The organism is Streptomyces turgidiscabies Car8, from assembly GCF_000331005.1.
GTDB classification, from domain to species: domain Bacteria; phylum Actinomycetota; class Actinomycetes; order Streptomycetales; family Streptomycetaceae; genus Streptomyces; species Streptomyces turgidiscabies.
On the sequence record NZ_AEJB01000328.1, the window covers coordinates 1 to 16,313 of the forward strand.

Sequence of the window (16,313 nt, forward strand, 5' to 3'; positions counted from 1 at the left end):
CGCTCCAGCCAGCGGTCCGCGCCGTCGTAGCGCGGAACGAAGGAGGTACGGCCGTGCACCGCGACCCGGTTGTCCACGACAGCGAAGTCACCGACCCGCAGCCGGTGCGCCGTCATCGTCTCGACGAACGCGTCCCGCAGCCCGGCCATCGCCGCCTTCGCCGTGTCGTCCAGCGGGTGGGTGGCGGCGAAGTCGACCAGCACGTTGGGGTCTTCCGGGTCGCCCAGGAGCACCGGATGCGCCGACCGGACGCTGGCGAGGCTGCCGAACGACGGCGGCGGCTCGGTCAGGAACCGCGGCTCGGCGAGCACCCGGCGCGTCTCCTGCGACAGCAGTGGCAGCGCGCGGCGGACGGAGGAGGTGCACAGTTTCGCGTCGCCGGTCGGATCCTCCCGTATGCAGAGCAGCCCCACGTAATCGGGCCGGTTGTCGTGGAAGGCGTTCTCCACGTGCAATTCCAGGAGTACGGAACCGGCGTTGCTCTGCGACGCCTCCCGGCCCGGCACCGGCACCACGTTCTGCACCAGGGCGCCGTTCTTCTCGCTACGGAAGGAAATCACCTCGCCGAGTTGCAGCATCAGCGAGGTGATGACGGAGGCGGCGATCGTCGGAACGCGCTCGACGGAATTCGGCACGCTCGGCGTCGGCCGCAGCGGATCGCCCGCCACCACCGGCAGGTTGCGCAGCAGCAGCACCCCGTCCTGATTCGGATCGTGCCGGAACGCGCGCAGCGTGGCCAGCAGCGTACGAGGCAGCAGCGAGGAGGTGGCGAGGGCCGCGCCCAGCCACTCGGCGCTGTCGATGAGCGGATGCTCCTGGCCGGTCAGCCGACCGGCCAGAGCCACCAGCTGCTGCCTTTCCCGCTCGCTGAGTTCATGCCCGGTCACCGTGTTCGATGCGGCCGGACCCAGCATCTGAATCTGAGCCATAGGAAAAATTCCTCAGGTTGTCGGCAATTTACCGGGCAATTCTGGAAGCCCGGCCTATCGCGTCCCTACGCGCGTCGGTATAGGCCGCCAATAGTCCTGGGGAGGAGGCTCGGAAACAGTGACCATATACATCTGAGTACATCCGAACAGCCCGGTGGCCCCGGCGGACGGGTGTGGAAAGGAGACGCGGGACATGACGTTCCCACGCGATCGAAGCCGGGCGGACACCCCCGGCAGGGAAGAAGAGCCCCGCATCACCGCGGGTACCACCGCGCGGGTCCCGGGGAGTGGAGGATCGGGGTCAGACGAGGCCCGTACCGCTGACGGAGGTGCCCACCCCGGCGGCGGCCGTACCTTCGACGAGGACCCCCGTACGGGCGACAAAGTCCCCGCAGCCCCCGGAGCCGTCCGCCCCGACGCGGGCGCGGAGTCGGCGGCCGTCATGACGGCCGCCGCCGTCGACCGGATCATCGCCCGAGGCGAGGCGCACGTGTGGTGGTGGCGCTGCCCCGAGCGGGTCGACCCGGCCGACCTCGCGCTGCTGGGCACGGAGGAGTTCCGGCGTGCCCTGGGCATGCTCGCCGAACGGGACGCCGCCGAGTTCGTGCGCACCCGGGCCGGAGCCCGCCGCGCGCTCGGTGAACTGCTCGGCATCTCCCCGGCCACCGCCCGGCTGGGACACCGCAGCTGCCCGGGCTGCGGCGCGGACGACCACGGCCCGCCGCTGCTGGTGCGCCCCGCGCTCCCGTTGGCGATCAGCCTGAGCCGTACGGCCGGCTGGGGCGTCCTCGTGGTCGGCGCCGGCCTCGCCATCGGCGTGGACGCGGAGGCGCTGCGCCCGGTGCGCGAGACCCTGTTCGCCGGGTCCGTACTGACCGCGGCCGAGCGGCGCCATCTGGACACCATGTCGCCGGGCCCGGCCAGGCACGCCGTTTTCCACCGGATCTGGACCCGCAAGGAGGCCGTCGTCAAGGCGGTCGGCGTGGGCCTCGTCGGCACGGAACTGGACCAGCTGGAAACCCACCCCGACCAGGACGGACCGCTGCGCGTCACCCACCACGGCATCGGCCGCCCCACCGAGTGGACGGTGGAGGACCTGCGCCTCTCCGACCACCTCGCGGTGGCCCTGGCCCGCGCGGCCGGCCCCGCGGCCCGCGGCCCGGTCCACCTCCACCCGCCCACCGGCCCGTGACCGGGCGGCCCGGCCTCCGACCGCGGTCCCGACCGCACCCCGAGAGAGGACGTCACGCATCATGACCACGGAATCCGTCGCACCACCGGCCCGTCGCGCGGACCTCGACACCACACTCAGCGGGCCCCCCACAGGTCATCTGTCCGCCGCCGAACTGGCCACGTACTTCGACACCCTCGCCGAGGTCGTCCAGCGGCTCGACCCCGGCCCGTCCGCGCCCGGCGGCTGGGAGAACCGGGAGCGGCTGTGGTTCTCCACCTGGGTGCGCGCGGCCTACGAACACCCGCTGTCGGCAGCTGTGTTCAGCCACCCCGATGCCGGTGTGGCCCGCGGCGCCCAGCACCGCCAGGCCGCCGAACTCGGTCTGCGCATGGACGTCTCGGGCACCGGTATCCGCCCCGCCCGCCCTACCCCCCACGTCCGCGCGGCCGCAGCCGTGGCCGCGGTCTGGTCGGTCACCGCGATGGCCGTCACGCAGTCCCCGCGGCCCCCGCGCGAGCGCGTCGTCTCCGACGCCTGGCTGATCGCCCAGGAGATCATCGCCCCTGCCCTGCCGACGGCCGGACGCGGCCTCACCCGAGCCCGCGGCGCGTGGTGACGTGTCCGGCTCACCGGACACACCGTACGGGGGCGAAGCCGACCAGGAGACCGCGTACAGGCACCCGCACACGGGCAGCGCCACGTACAGGCACAGCCACAGGGACAGTGACACGGCCGGCTCACCCCGCCCCGGTGACCGGTGTGTCGCGCGCGGCCGCGGGCGCGAGCGCCAGCGCGGACACCTGCTCCCGCGGTCCCCGCGGTTCGAGTGCCTCCCACGGGGCCGCCGCCGCGAGCAGCCGTACGAGCTCGTGGCAGTGGTACAACGGCCGTCCCTGGTCGTCGAGTCCGGACAGTTCGAGGAGCGCGGCGTCGACGAGGGACTCCAGGGCGTTCTCCGCCGCCTCCTCCGACAGTCCGAGCCGGTCACCGGCCCACCGCGCGGGGAACGGCTCGCCGGCCGCTCCGCCGAGCGCCCCGAACACCGACCGCTCGACCGCTCCGAGCTGCTCCACCGAGGACCCCAGGACCCGGCTCAGGTCGAGGTCACCGAAGGCGAGTTCGGCCAGCCGGGCGGCGGGGTCGGCGAGCCGGGCCGCCAGCCGGGCCGCCGTCCAGTGCGGCCGGGCCGCCAGCCGAGCGCCCGCGATGGCCAGCGCCAGCGGCAGCCGGCCGCAGTACGCCACCAGGTCCTCGGCCCGGTCCGGGTCCTCAAGCAGCCGCTGCCGTCCCGCGCGGGCGGCCAGCAGATCGAGGCCCGCCTCCTCGTCCAGCAACGGCAGCGCGAACGTGTCGCCCGCCGTCACCCGGGCCAGCCGCCGCCTGCTGGTGATGAGGACGGCGGCCGGCCCGGCCGGCAGCAGCGGGGCGAGCTGCCGGTCGCCGGAGACGTTGTCCAGCACCAGCAGCAGCCGCCGCCCGGCGGTCCGCGTCCGGTACAGCCGTACCAGCTCGTCCAGATCGCCCGCGGGCAGGTTCGGGTCGCTCTCGCCGAGCGCCCGCAGCAACTGCGCCAGCACGGCGCGCGGAGCCCGTGGGGCGCCGTCCGAGCCGCGGAGTTCGGCGAAGAGCAGCCCGTCGGGGAAGTGCTCCCCGTTCTCGGCGGCGGCCCGTACCGCGAGCGCGGTCTTGCCGATGCCGGCCATGCCGGTGACCAGGATGCGCCGCTGCGTGGGCTCCTCGTGCCCCAGCCGCTCCCGCAGCGCCCGCAGTTCGTGCTCCCGTCCGACGAGTTCCCCGTCGGAGGCGGGCAGCATCGAGGGCACCGGCCCGGTCCGCCCCGCTCGCGCTCCGGCGGTCCGCCCGAGCCCCAGCTCTCCGCCCAGCACGGCCTGGTACGTCCATCCCAGCACCTCGCCGGGATCGATGCCGAGCTGCTCGGCGAGGACGCCGCGCCCCTCGTAGTAGGCGTGCAGAGCGTCCGCCTGCCGGCCGCACCGGTACAGCGCGGTCATCAACTGGGCTCGCAGCCGCTCCCGCACCGGGAACGAGGCGACCAGCCCGGTCAGCTCCGCCGTCACCTGCTCGTGCCGACCCAGCTCCAGATCGGCCTCGATCCGGGACTCCAGGGCGAGCATGCGCTCCTCCTCCAGCGGCGCCAGCTCGGCGTCGAGCAGGTGCTCGGTGACGTTCGCGAGCGCCGGCCCCCGCCACAGCCGCATCGCGCGGCGCAGCGACTCCGAGGCTTCCTCGAACCGCCTTTCCGCCAGCGCCCGTCGGCCGTCCCGCGCCAGCTGCCGGAACTCGTGCAGGTCGATCAGGGCGCCGGGAGCGCGCAGCATGTACCCCGGAGGCCGCCGTACGATGTCGGCCTCGTCGCCCAACTGCTTGCGTAACCGGGACATGTACGTGTAGATCTGCGCGCTCGCCGTCGCCGGCGGATCCCAGCCCCACAGCAGTGAGCTGAGCCGCGCGTCGGACACGACCCGGTCCTGCGCCAGCAGCATGGCGGCGAGCACCGTGTGAATCTTGGACCCGGAGAGGGCGACCCGTTCGCCGTCCCGCACAGCCTCCACCGGCCCTAGGACCAGAAACTCCATGGGGCACCCCCTTCTGGTGCGGCCATTCCTACAGATGAAGAAGGTAGGAGACGCCGTTATTGGCGGGTTATCGCCGCGGCGCGGTCTGCTGTGGGCTGGAGGGCACGACTCCGTCATGGCGGGCGGAGAAGCGGTGAGGGGAATGATTCGCGTTCCGTGGTCCGCCCAGGCCGACAGCTTTCCGATGACACGTCATGTGGAGTTCCCGGCGTTTTCTGGGCCTGCGGCGAATGGTGTCTGACCTGCGGGTTCGGGTGGTCTGCTCTGCCGGAGGGCCGCTCACCGCCCGTCATGGGAACGGGAGGCCGCCGAAGGGGGAGTCCGCGCGGGAACCCCTGCTGGTGGTGACCTCGTCGGCGTACCCGGTCCTACCGCTCCGTGCCGCCGTCGGGCAGGGGATCCGCCAAGGCGGTGGCCGCCGCCGTGAGGTCCGCTTCGATTGTCCGCTCGCGCGGCAGCAGGTCGACGTCCCTGCCCACGACCGACACGGCGGCCCGGATGCGCCCCTCGGCGTCGCGCACGGGTACCGCGTACTCGACGACCCCGTGTTCGAACTCGCCCCGTGCCGTGACGATGCCGCGCAGGCGGTCGTGGTCGTTGGCGGCGACGAGTTCCTCGACGGAGCGGGCCGCGTCGGGGCCGCCGACGCCGATCAGTTCGTAGTCGTCGAGGAGGGCGGTGATCTCGTCGGGGGTGTGGTCGAGCAGGAGCGCGCGGCCCGCACCGGTGCACCAGCACGGGGTGACGAGGCTTGCCGGACCGAGCCACTCGTGGGCGATGCCCGCGGCCGACTCGGCTCGCACCACCCTGACCTGGACGCCGTCGAGGACGGAGAGACGTGCGCCCGCCCCGTGTCCGACGGCGAGGCTGCGCAGGAGCGGACGGCTGCGCCGGACCAGGCCGGGGTGCAGGGACGCCGCCGCGGTGAAGAAGGCGCCGCCGGCACGTAGCGTCGAGTCGTCCCGGCGTTCGAGGAAGCCCTTGTCGCACAGGTCCTGAGTGGTCCGGGACGCCTTGCTCCGCTCGATGCCGACCTCGTCGGCGAGCCTGCTGACGTTGAATCCGGCCCGTCCCGACATCTCCCGGTCCAGCACGGTGTTGACGATCCGCAGCGCCATGCGCAGCGAGGAGGCCGTTCCCTTCGCCGTCGGTCCGGGCGTGGGCTCGTTCGTCGTCACCCGCGCACTATAGCCAGCGGTGTGGGGGGACGAACGCTCGGCCGACGGTGCACATCGGCAGTCGGCGCGGCCGTTTCGGCATGGTCGTGCTGACCTGCCGGGCCGTGACGCTGTGGAGGGCCGCGCATCAGCGCCCGGCCGCACCAGTGAAGGAGGACCGGATGTTCCGATACGACCTCGCCCTCATCGGATTCGGCGGCGTCAACCGCGCGCTCGCCGAGCTGATCGCCGAGCGCGGAGACGCCCTGCGGGCCGAACTCGGCTTCGGACTGCGGGTGGTGGCCATCACGGACCTGCGTGCGGGATCCCTCGTACGGACGGAGGGGGACGGTATCGACCTGACGCCCCTGCTCGCCGTCGCCCCCGGTGAGCTGGACTTCTCACAACTGGAGGGCGGCAGCCCGGAGCCCCGCAACGAGTGGGTGATCAAGGAGGTGCCGGCCGACATCGTGGCCGAGGCCACCTTCACCAACCCCACGGACGGGGAGCCCGCGCTGTCCCACCTGCGGTGGGCGATCGAGGCCGGCAAGCACGTGTGCACCACCAACAAGGGGCCGATCGCCCTGCACGGGCCCGCCCTGCGGGAACTGGCGCGGCGGCACGGTGTGCGCGTCGAGTCCGAGGGGACCGTGATGTCGGGCACGCCGGTGCTGCGTACCGCGCGCCGGATGTTCGGCGGGCTGACCGTGACCGGCTTCGAGGGCGTCATGAACGGCACCTCCAACTACGTCCTCGGCCGGCTGGAGGCGGGCCTGTCCTTCGCCGACGCCGTCGCCGAGGCGCAGGCCCTGGGCTACGCGGAGGCGGACCCGACGGCGGATGTCGAGGGGTACGACGTCCAGCTGAAGGTCATGATCCTCGCGGGCGAGGTGCTCGGCGCCGACCTGAAGCGCACGGACGTTCCCTGCACCGGCATCTCCTCCCTCACCGCCGAGGACGTACGGCTGGCCGCGGCCGAGGGGCTGCGCTGGCGGCTGGTCGGCTCCGCCGTCCGGCGCGCGGACGGCACCGTCGAGGCCAGGGTCGCGCCGGTCGCGCTGCCCGCCGAGCATCCGCTCGCCGGGGTCTCGGGTCCCACCAACGCCGTGGCGTTCCACACCGACCTGCTGGGCACCGTCACCATCGGCGGTCCCGGCGCCGGGCGCACCGAGACGGCGTACGCGCTGCTCTCGGACGTCATCGGCATCCACGAGCACACCGGGGGCGCCGCCTCCGGCTTCGGCGTCAAGTCCCTTCAGGAGGCCCGTCGTGGCTGATGTCTCACTGGGCACCCTGCCCACGCACGCGCAGGTCGGCGACGGCATGGCGCCGGTGCGGAACCCGTACACCGGCGAGACGATCGGCTCGGTCTGCCTGACCTCGGCCGACGCCGTGGACGGTGTCCTGCGGAGGGCGCGGCAAGGGCGCGAGACCGCCCGTGGGCTTTCCCGGGCCGCGCGCGCGGCGGTGCTCGACGGTGCGGCCGGGCTGATCGAGGAGCGCGCCGAGTCGTTCGCCCGGCTGATCGTCGCCGAGGCCGGCAAGACCCTGACGCAGGCCCGCAAGGAGACCGGCCGCGCGGTCAACACCCTGCGGCTGTCGGCGGCCGAGGCGCGCCGCAACGCCGGCGAGGTGGTGCCGTTCGACGCGTACGCGGGATCGGAGGGGCGCTCGGGCTGGTTCACCCGCGAGCCGCTGGGCGTCATCGCGGCCGTCACGCCGTACAACGACCCGCTCAACCTGGTCGCGCACAAGCTCGGCCCGGCGATCGCGGGCGGCAACGCGGTCGTCCTGAAACCGTCGCTGCTCACGCCGCTGTCCGCGCTGCGGCTGGTCGACACGCTGGTGGAGGCGGGTCTGCCGGAGGACGTGGTGACCGTCGTCAACGGCGGCGCCGAGCTGGGGGCCGCCGTGGTGGCCGCCCCGGACGTGCGGATGGTGTCGTTCACCGGGGGATTCCGCACCGGTGAGGCCATCGCGCGCTCGGCGGGGCTCAAGAAGCTCGCCATGGACCTCGGAGGCAACGCCCCGGTCCTCGTACTGGCCGACGCCGACCTGGACGCGGCGGTCGAGGCGTGCGTGTCCGGGGCGTTCTGGGCCGCCGGCCAGAACTGCGTGGGCACCCAGCGGATCCTCGTCGAACGCCCGGTGTACGAGGCGTTCCGGGACGCGTTCGTCGAGCGCACCGGGCGGTTGCGTACCGGGGACCCCGCCGACGAGCGCACCGACGTCGGTCCCATGATCGACGAGCGGGCGGCGGTCGCGGCCGAGGCCACGGTCGCCGCCGCGCTCGCCGAGGGCGCCACGCTGCTCTGCGGCCACGAGCGGGACGGCAGCGGGTACGCCCCGACCGTCCTCGAAGGCGTGCCGGCCACGTCGGCGGTCTGGCGGGAGGAGGCGTTCGCGCCCGTCGTCGTCCTGGAACCCTTCGACACCTTCGAGGAGGCCGTCGAACGGGCCAACGAGATCGACTTCAGCCTGCACGCGGGCGTCTTCACGGCCTCGCTGGACCGGGCCATGGCCGCGGCACGACTGCTGGAGGCGGGCGGAGTGATGATCAACGACTCCTCCGACTACCGCATCGACGCGATGCCCTTCGGCGGCTTCAAGTACGGCAGCATGGGCCGCGAGGGCGTGCGCTTCGCCTACGAGGACATGACCCAGCCGAAGGTCGTCTGCCTCAACGGGGCCGGAGTGTGAACGGCTTCCGCGTCGAGACGGACGCACTGGGGGACGTACGGGTGCCCGCGGAGGCGTACTGGGGCGTGCACACGGCCCGCGCCCTGGCGAACTTCGGCGTCAGCGGTGTCCCGGTCTCCGTCCACCCCCAACTCGTGCGCGCCCTTGCCCTGGTGAAGCAGGCCGCCGCCCTCGCCAACGGTGAGATCGGCGTGCTGGAGCCGCACAAGGTGCGGGCCGTCGTGGCGGCCTGCCGGGCCGTCGCGGACGGCCGCCACCACGAGCAGTTCCCCGTGGACGTCATCCAGGGCGGCGCGGGGACCAGCACCAACATGAACGCCAACGAGGTGATCGCCAACCTCGCGCTGGAACACCTCGGCCACGAGCGCGGCCACTACGAGCATCTCCATCCGCTCGACGACGTCAACCGCTGCCAGTCCACCAACGACGTCTACCCCACCGCCCTGCGCATCGCGGTCGCCGCGGCCCTGGTCGGGCTGACGGATGAACTCGCCCTGCTGGCAGCCGAGTTCACCGCCAAGGGCGTGGAGTTCGCCGCCGTGGTGAAGATCGGTCGCACCCAGTTGCAGGACGCCGTACCGATGACGCTGGGCCGGGAGTTCGCCGCCTTCGGGACGACGCTCGCCGAGGACGTCGACCGGATCGGCGAGACGCTGCCGCTGCTCGCCGAGACCAGCCTCGGGGCGACGGCCATCGGCACGGGCATCGCCGCCGAGCCCGGCTACGCGGCGGCGGCCGTACGGCAGTTGAGGGCGCTGACCGGGCTGGACCACACGCCCGCCGCCGACCTGGTGGAGGCCACCTCCGACACCGGGGTGTTCCTGACCGTGTCCGGGGTGCTGAAACGGACGGCGGTGAAGCTGTCCAAGGTGTGCAGCGACCTGCGGCTGCTGGCCAGCGGACCGCGCGCGGGCTTCGCCGAGATCAACCTGCCCGCGCGGCAGGCCGGTTCGTCGGTCATGCCGGGCAAGGTGAACCCGGTGATCCCGGAGATGGTCAACCAGATCGCGTTCGCGACCGCCGGCGCCGACGTCGCGATCACCATGGCCGCCGACAACGGGCAGTTGCAGCTGAACGCGTTCGAACCACTCATCGGGCACCTGCTGCTCCAGCACATCACCTGGCTCACACGCGGCTGTGCGGCGCTGCGCACGCTGTGCGTGGCGGGCATCACCGCGGGCGGATCCACGCTTCCGCCGGGGATCACCGGGGCCGTCGGGGCGGTGACGGCGCTGGCGCCCCGCATCGGGCACGAGGCCGCCTCGGCGGCGGCCCGGGAGGCGCTGGCGACGGGCGACGACGTACTGGACGTCGTCGTGCGGCGCGGGTTGCTCGACCGGGAGACGGCACGTGCTCTCATGGCCGTTCCCCAGCTGTGGCCGTCATAGCCGGGGGGCGTCTCACAGCCGCGGCCGGCTGACGACACGGGACAGCGCGAGCGCCGTCACCGTGTCCCGTACACCGGGCATCTGGGCGATCTGCTCCCAGATGCCCTGTACGCGTTCCAGGGAGTCGGCCTCCAGGCTGACCAGCAGATCGAACTGGCCGCTCAGCACATCGCAGAAGACCACCTCCGGGATGCGTTTGAGGGCGGCCAGGACATCGCCGCCACGCATCCGGTCCTGGCGGTAGACCAGGACATGGGCGGCCACCGTCGGCCGGTCGTGTCCGCCCGACGGACGCACCAGGGTGTAGCCGCCGATGTGCCCCTGCCGTTCCAGGCGCTCGACGCGCTGGCGCACGGCGTTGCGGGACAAACGCACCCGCTGCCCCAACTCGGCATGGGACATACGGGCGTTGCCCGTGAGCTCGGTGATGATCTGCTCGTCGATGGTGTCCATGGCTGTGGCTGTGTCTCCTGACTGGCACTCACCGAAGAGCTCCGGCGGCCACACGGCCGACCGGAGCTCTTCGTGTCATGTCGGCGGTTCGCACCGCCCGGTTCAGACCGCCCGGTGGAGGGCGAACACGCGGGCGGGGAAGCCCGAACCGCCCTGCGGCTTGGGCCAGGTGGCGACGATCAGGGCCCCGGCCTCGGGCACCCGGTCCAGGTCGGCCATCAGCTCGATCTGCCAGCGGTCGCGTGCCAGCACGTAGCGCTCCAGGCCGAAGTCACCGGCGGAGGTGGCGAGTCCGGGGTCCGTGTCGGTCTGTTCGTGCCCGATCGCCGTGACACCGGCCTCCTCGAAGAGGTACCGCAGGACCTCGGCGGACCACCCCGGGCAGTGGCTCACGCCCGCCTCGTCCTTGTTGGCCATGGCGGCCGCGTCCGGCCAGCGGCGGCTCCAGCCGGTGCGCAGGGCCACGAAGGAGTCGGCGGGGATGCGGCCGTGACGGGTCTCCCAGGCCGCGATGTCGTCCAGGGTCGGTACGGCGTCGGGGTCGGCGGCGACCCGGTCGCTGATGTCGAGGACGACCAGCGGCAGGATCATCTCGTCGACGGGGATCTCGTCCAGGGTCCGGGCCCCGGCGACGAAGTGCACGGGCGGGTCGACGTGGGTGCCCCACTGGCCGACGATCGTGTGGAGATGCACGGTGAAGCCGTCGCCGCGCGACATGTCGAACGGCAACTCACGCTTCTCGTCCGGGAAGGCGGGGAAGTGCGGCTGGCCCGGGTGGAAGGCGTGCGTGAGGTCCGTGCGGACCGTCGTCGCCGTCAGTTCCCGGTGCAGGGCCCACAGGGGCGGTTCGGTGGTCGTGATCGCGGTCGGGCCGGTGGCAGTGACGGTGGCGGTGGCGGTGTTGTTCCGTGTCATGGGTGCCGGGTCCTCTCAGGGAGCGGTCTCAGGGGTGATGTGCGAGGGCGGTGCGGGGGAGCGTGGCGAGCAGGGGGATCAGTTCGGCCGGTTCGGCGACGGAGGCGACCGCTCCGGCGGACTCCGCCTCACCGCCGTAGCCCCACCGCACATGGACGGCGGGGATGCCCTCGGCCGCCGCGCTCTCGACGTCGTAGGTGCGGTCGCCGACCATGAGCGGTCGGCGGACGTCCGCGCCCCGGTCCCGCAGCCGGGTGACGCACTCCCGGATGACCTGCCGCTTCGTCGTGCGGCCCGCCTCGTCGGAGACACCGCACACGGTCAGCAGCCGTGTGTCGAGACCGAAGCGACGTGTCATCAGCTCCGCCTGGTCCTGCACCTTGGACGTCGCGACGCCCATCGGAAGGCCGGACGCGGCCAGGGCGTCCAGCAGTTCGGGGATGCCGTCGTACACGGTGGCGGCCGACGCTCCGTGCCGGGCGTACTCCGTGCGGTAGGCCGCGAGGGCGGCCCGTGCGGTCGGCTCGTCGAGGCCGACGACGTATCGGAAGGTGTCGTACATCGGCGGGCCGACGAAGCCGCGCAGCGTGGGCCCGTCCGGGACCGGTGCCCCGACCGAGCGGAGGGCCGCGGCGGCGCTCGCGGTCACTCCGGGAGCGGAGTCGATCAGGGTGCCGTCGAGGTCGAGGAGCAGACAGGTGGGCCTCATACGGCGGCTCCCGCGGTCCGGCGGCGACCGTGGCGCAGCCAGTGGTACAGGTAGCAGCCGGCCACGAACGGAACGCCGAAGTACAGGGCGGTGGCCTGCGCCGGGTCCAGCGCGATACCGATGAGCGAGGCCAGGCACAGAGCGAAGGCCAGGATCGGCACGACCGGGTAGAAGGGGGTCCGGTACGACAGGGTCCGGACGTCGCCGCCGTCGCGCACGAAGGCCCGCCGATGGAAGAACTGGGACGCGGCGATGGACATCCACACGCCGACCGCGGCGAACCCGGCGATCGACACCAGCACCAGGTAGACGGTCTCGGGCGCCGCGACGCTGCTCACCAGGGAGGCGGCACCGCCGACCATGCTGAGCGACAGGGCGACCAGCGGGATGCCACGGCGGCTGAGCCGGCGCAGCACCTGCGGGGCCTGCTTCTCCTCCGCGAGGGAGAACAGCATGCGGGCACAGGAGTACAGGCCGCTGTTCCCGGCGGACAGCAGCGCCGTGATGATCACGAAGTTCATCGCGTCGGCCGTGTAGGGGACGCCGACGGAGGAGAAGACGGTGACGAACGGGCTCTCGTCCAGACCCACCTTGTCGTACGGGATGGTCGCGGCGATCACGGTGATCGCGCCGACGAAGAAGACCAGCAGACGGATGACGGTGACGCGCAGCGCCTTGGGCACGGCGGTCGCCGGGTCCTCGGTCTCACCGGCGGCGACGCCGATGAGTTCGGACCCGGAGAAGGCGTAGAAAGCCGCCAGGACGGTGACGAGGACGCCGGAGAAACCGTGCGGGAAGAGACCGTCCGGAGTGCTGAAGTTCTGCAGCAGGAAGGGGTGGGATCCGCCCGAGGAGAGCGGGTGGAAGCCGGCCAGGGCGGCGCCGCCGAGCACGATGAGGGCGACCACGGCGATGACCTTGACCAGGGAGAACCAGTACTCGGTCTCACCGAAGACCCGGGCGGAGAAGGCGTTCACTCCGAAGACGACCGTGGCGAACACCACGCACCAGACCCAGACACTGACGTCGGGGAACCAGCGCTGCATCAGCAGCCCGCACGCGGTGAACTCGGAGCCGAGGGCGACGGCCCAGGTCAGCCAGTACAGCCAGGCGGTGGCGAAGCCGGTGGCGGGGCCGATCGAGCGGGTCGCGTAGACGTGGAACGCGCCCGAGACGGGGTAGATGACGGCGAGTTCACCGAGGCAGGTCATCACCAGCCAGACGACGAACGCGCCCACCAGATAGGCGAGTACGGCGCCGAGCGGGCCTGCCTGGGAGACGGTGAAGCCGGAGCTGAGGAAGAGCCCGGAGCCGATGACGCCGCCCATCGCGATCATCACGAGGTGGCGGGACCGCATGGTGCGGCGCAGGCCGTCGGGGCCGGGCTGCGGGGCGCCGGTGGCGGACGCCGCGGGGTTCTCGGGTTCGACTGAGACTGACATGACGTGTCCTCTGGGGAGCGGGGAGGGACAGGACGCGTGGGGGGCGATCGGCATGGCATGGCGGAGGGGTGAAGCCACTTTCGGCGGGGGAGCGGTGCGCGTCGGGTGGTGCGCACACGGCGGGAGCCGCCACCGGGTGCGGGTGACGCGCTGAGGGGGCTCGGGTTCGGGGCGGGGCCGGTGAGCCCTGGTCAGGCTCGGGAGACGAGTTCCAGCGGGGCGGAGAGCTCGATCACCGGGATCTCCCAGGGATGGGCGTCGGCGAGGCGGGCCAGCACCCGCGCCAGGTCCTCGTCCGTCACCGAGTCGACGTACGTGGTCACGGCGACGGTGGCGGAGAGGAACCGCCCGCCGACCGAGCCGAGGGCCGGGCGGGCACCCGGCCGGACGGTGAAGCCCTCCGCGCCGAAGGTCACCTCGAAGACGTCGCCGTACACGCCGAAGTCCCCGAGTTCGGGCGAGCTCTCCAGCACGCGCAGCAGGGAGGCGAAGGACTCGTCGGAGCGCAGCGTGTCGAGATCGCCCCGCGCGCAGGCGGCCAGGGTGTCCTCCGACACCGGCCAGAACGCCTTGACCCTCCGTACCGTCCGGCGCCGTACGGACGGATCCGCCGCCTCCCGGCCTCGTTCGGTGGTTTCCGGCGGCATCGTCGTGCCCATACGCGTACATCCCTCGGCATTCGGCGGCAGCTGATGCAGAGGATGCTAGGCGTGCATTAAATGCACGGCAAGATGTAAATGCTGCACAGTTTCCGATCTTGTGGGAAGGCGGCGGTACAGTGCGGATCAACGAGCACGGGCCCGGCACCCCGTCGTACGGGCGCGCCGGGACGACGGAGGGGCACGAGAGGTACGTGGACTCGAGCGTGGCGAAGGGCCTGGACGTCCTGTCCGAGCTCGCCCGGGGCACGGCCGGCGGCCGCCGTCATGGCCTGGCCGTGTCCGTCTCCGAACTGGCCCGTCGGATGGGCCGCGACCGCAGTCAGCTGTCCCGGGCGCTCACCGCCATGAGTGCGGAGGACTTCGTCGAGCGCGACGAGGCCTCGGGCGCCGTGGCACCTCACTGGCGGCTCTACACGACCGCCCGGGAACTCACGGCGCATCGTCTGCGCACCGACGGGCTCACGGCCCTGGAGGGCATGGCGGCGGAGACCGGCGAGAGCTGCTACCTCGGCGTTCTCGTGGGCGACACGACCGTGACCGTCGCCGAACGGGTGCCGCCCGGCAGCCGGCAGCTCGGCTCCTGGATCGGCCGCCCCTATCCGGCGTACTGCAGCGACTGCGGCCAGGCGCTGTTGATGGACGCCGACGACGACGAGGTGGCGGCGGTCTTCTCCCGCACCGACTTCGTCCGCCACGGCCCCAACACACCGACCGGCCTCGACGACTTCCTGCGCCGGCTGTCGTTGACCCGGGAGCGCGGATACTCGATCGTCGACGAGGAGGCCGAGCCGGGCCTGTACTCGGTCGCCGTGCCGGTCCGCGACTTCACGGAGGAGGTCGTCGCCGCCGTCCAGGTCGTCGGACCGCGCCGCCGCCTCGAACCCGGCACACGAGAGATCGTGGCCACCGCACTGCGCTGGGGACACCACCTGGAAACGGTGCTGCGCGGGGCGTGACCGCATGGCGTGGCAGCGGAAAGGCCGAGTCAGAGCGCCGGCTCGGCCGACGCCGCCCGCACGCTCGGCACACGGGAATCCGTCATCGTCAGTCGCGCGCAGACATGGGAGAAGCCGCGGTGCCGCGACGTCCTGAACAGGGCGACGAGCGAGACCAGGGCGAGGACGGCGGCGGGGGTGGACAACGATTCGAAGTGGTTGAGGAGCAGGAAACCGCCGACACCTGTCAGACCGCGTACGAGTCCCGCCCGTAGGCCCGGTCGGCGGCCGTCAGCGGTGGTCGCTCCCAACCGGACGATGCGCTGCCCGAGACTCGCCCCACCGCCTGCCAGGGGAAATCCGACCGCGAGCACCAGCCAGGGCACCCAGAAACCGATGGACTCGACGGTCCCGTCGAAGAAGAAGCCCGAGTACGGAGGGGCACCTTCGGCGGACAGACCTCCGTGCCACACCCACACGAGCGCCGCGCAGGCGGCGACCGTCGACACACTGAGGAACCCGAAACTCATCAGGTCGCACACGGACGCCAGCAACCGCCTGCGCCAGGTGACCGGGCGAGGCTCTCCCGGCTCGGCGTGGACGCGTTGGCCGGGCACGGCGCCGAGCAGCGGGGCGGCCAGCGCGCCGATCAGTCCTCCCAGGCCGTTCGCGATCAGGTCGTCGACGTCGAACAGCCGGTACGCGCACGGGTAGATGAACCAGTCTCCGGTCAGTTGGGTCGTCTCGATCAGCAGTGACACCCCCAGACCGACGGCCGCGGTGAAGGGCACGCCGCGCCGGAACATGTACCGGACGAACATGCCCAAGGGTATGAAAAGCGCCACGTTCAGCAGCACCTGTGTCAGGGCCGGGTTGTGCAGCATCGCCGCAGGACCGCTGCCGGTGGCCGACTTCCCCATGTCGTGCAGGAAGTGGAACGGGATCAGCTGGGGTCGGCGCACGCCGATGACGGCACAGAAGTCGGACCGGACCGTCGGGAACGGGGCGAACACGTAGAAGAACAGGGCCAGGCCGTAGAGGGGTCCGGTGAACGCCAACGCCATGTTGCCCAGGCCCAGTTCGCCGCGTCGCCGATAACGCACGGCGATGTAGGGAACGAACAGCACGACGGCGGCCACGGACATCAGCAGGGCGGCCCAGACGGCCGGCGCCACTCTTGGACTCACGAGCGGATTCCTCTCAGAGCCGCGGCCTCGGCCGGCGGCGGCACACGAAACTCGGGATCTGTGGG

Annotated in this window: 15 protein-coding genes; 6 read left to right on the plus strand and 9 right to left on the minus strand. The window is 72.3% G+C overall.

Annotated features, from left to right (window positions below; translation table 11 throughout):
- Positions 1 to 929: TauD/TfdA family dioxygenase (locus tag STRTUCAR8_RS21965; RefSeq protein ID WP_006378143.1), on the minus strand; the 929-nt coding region annotated here is incomplete at its 3' end.
- Between the two features lie 193 nt (positions 930 to 1,122).
- On the opposite strand from STRTUCAR8_RS21965, the gene STRTUCAR8_RS21970 reads away from it, so the two are divergent.
- Positions 1,123 to 2,121 carry a 4'-phosphopantetheinyl transferase family protein gene (locus tag STRTUCAR8_RS21970; RefSeq protein ID WP_006378128.1) on the plus strand — a complete coding sequence of 333 codons (999 nt, stop codon included), beginning with the start codon at positions 1,123 to 1,125 and terminating at the stop codon, positions 2,119 to 2,121.
- 61 nt (positions 2,122 to 2,182) lie between these two features.
- On the plus strand, positions 2,183 to 2,719 hold the full coding sequence (locus STRTUCAR8_RS21975; RefSeq protein ID WP_006378146.1) for a hypothetical protein: 537 nt from the start codon (positions 2,183 to 2,185) through the stop codon (positions 2,717 to 2,719).
- A 121-nt stretch (positions 2,720 to 2,840) separates the two neighbouring features.
- Here the strand turns inward: STRTUCAR8_RS21975 and STRTUCAR8_RS21980 are convergent, their stop codons facing one another.
- Complete coding sequence (locus tag STRTUCAR8_RS21980; protein WP_100247621.1) at positions 2,841 to 4,700, minus strand: AfsR/SARP family transcriptional regulator; 1,860 nt, start codon at positions 4,698 to 4,700, stop codon at positions 2,841 to 2,843.
- A 368-nt stretch (positions 4,701 to 5,068) separates the two neighbouring features.
- Positions 5,069 to 5,878: an IclR family transcriptional regulator domain-containing protein gene (locus STRTUCAR8_RS21985; RefSeq protein ID WP_006378137.1), complete on the minus strand. Its 810-nt coding sequence runs from the start codon at positions 5,876 to 5,878 to the stop codon at positions 5,069 to 5,071.
- A 161-nt stretch (positions 5,879 to 6,039) separates the two neighbouring features.
- Here STRTUCAR8_RS21985 and STRTUCAR8_RS21990 point away from each other — a divergent pair, with 161 nt between their 5' ends.
- Genes STRTUCAR8_RS21990 through STRTUCAR8_RS22000 form a run of 3 tightly spaced genes read left to right on the plus strand, consistent with a single transcriptional unit; the run spans position 6,040 to position 9,945 of the window.
- Positions 6,040 to 7,134 carry a homoserine dehydrogenase gene (locus STRTUCAR8_RS21990; RefSeq protein WP_006378145.1) on the plus strand — a complete coding sequence of 365 codons (1,095 nt, stop codon included), beginning with the start codon at positions 6,040 to 6,042 and terminating at the stop codon, positions 7,132 to 7,134.
- Positions 7,127 to 8,557, plus strand: a complete 1,431-nt coding sequence (locus STRTUCAR8_RS21995; RefSeq protein WP_006378130.1) for an aldehyde dehydrogenase family protein — start codon at positions 7,127 to 7,129, stop codon at positions 8,555 to 8,557. The genes STRTUCAR8_RS21990 and STRTUCAR8_RS21995 overlap by 8 nt, the downstream gene beginning before the upstream one ends.
- Positions 8,554 to 9,945, plus strand: a complete 1,392-nt coding sequence (locus STRTUCAR8_RS22000; RefSeq protein ID WP_006378109.1) for an aspartate ammonia-lyase — start codon at positions 8,554 to 8,556, stop codon at positions 9,943 to 9,945. The genes STRTUCAR8_RS21995 and STRTUCAR8_RS22000 overlap by 4 nt, the downstream gene beginning before the upstream one ends.
- Before the next feature lie 12 nt (positions 9,946 to 9,957).
- On the opposite strand, the gene STRTUCAR8_RS22005 is transcribed toward STRTUCAR8_RS22000, so the two are convergent.
- The 5 genes from STRTUCAR8_RS22005 to STRTUCAR8_RS22025 form a co-directional block, all read right to left on the minus strand.
- Entirely contained in the window at positions 9,958 to 10,398 is a 441-nt protein-coding gene (locus STRTUCAR8_RS22005; protein WP_006378134.1) for an Lrp/AsnC family transcriptional regulator, read from the minus strand.
- A gap of 102 nt (positions 10,399 to 10,500) precedes the next feature.
- Positions 10,501 to 11,313, minus strand: coding sequence for a cyclase family protein (locus tag STRTUCAR8_RS22010; RefSeq protein ID WP_006378103.1), 813 nt, complete (start codon positions 11,311 to 11,313; stop codon positions 10,501 to 10,503).
- Between the two features lie 28 nt (positions 11,314 to 11,341).
- Positions 11,342 to 12,022 carry an HAD hydrolase-like protein gene (locus tag STRTUCAR8_RS22015; RefSeq protein WP_006378139.1) on the minus strand — a complete coding sequence of 227 codons (681 nt, stop codon included), beginning with the start codon at positions 12,020 to 12,022 and terminating at the stop codon, positions 11,342 to 11,344.
- On the minus strand, positions 12,019 to 13,464 hold the full coding sequence (locus STRTUCAR8_RS22020; protein WP_006378152.1) for an amino acid permease: 1,446 nt from the start codon (positions 13,462 to 13,464) through the stop codon (positions 12,019 to 12,021). Before STRTUCAR8_RS22020 ends, STRTUCAR8_RS22015 begins: the two co-directional genes overlap by 4 nt.
- 191 nt (positions 13,465 to 13,655) lie before the next feature.
- Positions 13,656 to 14,123: a YqfO family protein gene (locus tag STRTUCAR8_RS22025; RefSeq protein ID WP_006378124.1), complete on the minus strand. Its 468-nt coding sequence runs from the start codon at positions 14,121 to 14,123 to the stop codon at positions 13,656 to 13,658.
- A gap of 119 nt (positions 14,124 to 14,242) precedes the next feature.
- Between STRTUCAR8_RS22025 and STRTUCAR8_RS22030 the strand changes: the two genes are divergently transcribed.
- A complete protein-coding gene (locus STRTUCAR8_RS22030) occupies positions 14,243 to 15,082 on the plus strand; it encodes an IclR family transcriptional regulator (protein ID WP_006378106.1) in 840 nt (279 codons plus the stop codon).
- A 29-nt stretch (positions 15,083 to 15,111) separates the two neighbouring features.
- Here the strand turns inward: STRTUCAR8_RS22030 and STRTUCAR8_RS22035 are convergent, their stop codons facing one another.
- The gene (locus STRTUCAR8_RS22035) at positions 15,112 to 16,248 is read right to left on the minus strand and encodes a VanZ family protein (RefSeq protein ID WP_199791697.1); all 1,137 of its coding nucleotides are present in this window, start codon (positions 16,246 to 16,248) and stop codon (positions 15,112 to 15,114) included.
- Positions 16,249 to 16,313: the final 65 nt, after the last annotated feature.

Bases quoted from the DNA above. Each gene is read 5' to 3' on its own strand.
- STRTUCAR8_RS21970 (WP_006378128.1), top strand. From the start codon at position 1,123: ATGACGTTCCCACGCGATCGAAGCCGGGCGGACACCCCCGGCAGGGAA.
- STRTUCAR8_RS21975 (WP_006378146.1), top strand. From the start codon at position 2,183: ATGACCACGGAATCCGTCGCACCACCGGCCCGTCGCGCGGACCTCGAC.
- STRTUCAR8_RS21980 (WP_100247621.1), bottom strand. From the start codon at position 4,700: ATGGAGTTTCTGGTCCTAGGGCCGGTGGAGGCTGTGCGGGACGGCGAA.
- STRTUCAR8_RS21990 (WP_006378145.1), top strand. From the start codon at position 6,040: ATGTTCCGATACGACCTCGCCCTCATCGGATTCGGCGGCGTCAACCGC.
- STRTUCAR8_RS22005 (WP_006378134.1), bottom strand. From the start codon at position 10,398: ATGGACACCATCGACGAGCAGATCATCACCGAGCTCACGGGCAACGCC.
- STRTUCAR8_RS22010 (WP_006378103.1), bottom strand. From the start codon at position 11,313: ATGACACGGAACAACACCGCCACCGCCACCGTCACTGCCACCGGCCCG.
- STRTUCAR8_RS22015 (WP_006378139.1), bottom strand. From the start codon at position 12,022: ATGAGGCCCACCTGTCTGCTCCTCGACCTCGACGGCACCCTGATCGAC.
- STRTUCAR8_RS22020 (WP_006378152.1), bottom strand. From the start codon at position 13,464: ATGTCAGTCTCAGTCGAACCCGAGAACCCCGCGGCGTCCGCCACCGGC.
- STRTUCAR8_RS22025 (WP_006378124.1), bottom strand. From the start codon at position 14,123: ATGGGCACGACGATGCCGCCGGAAACCACCGAACGAGGCCGGGAGGCG.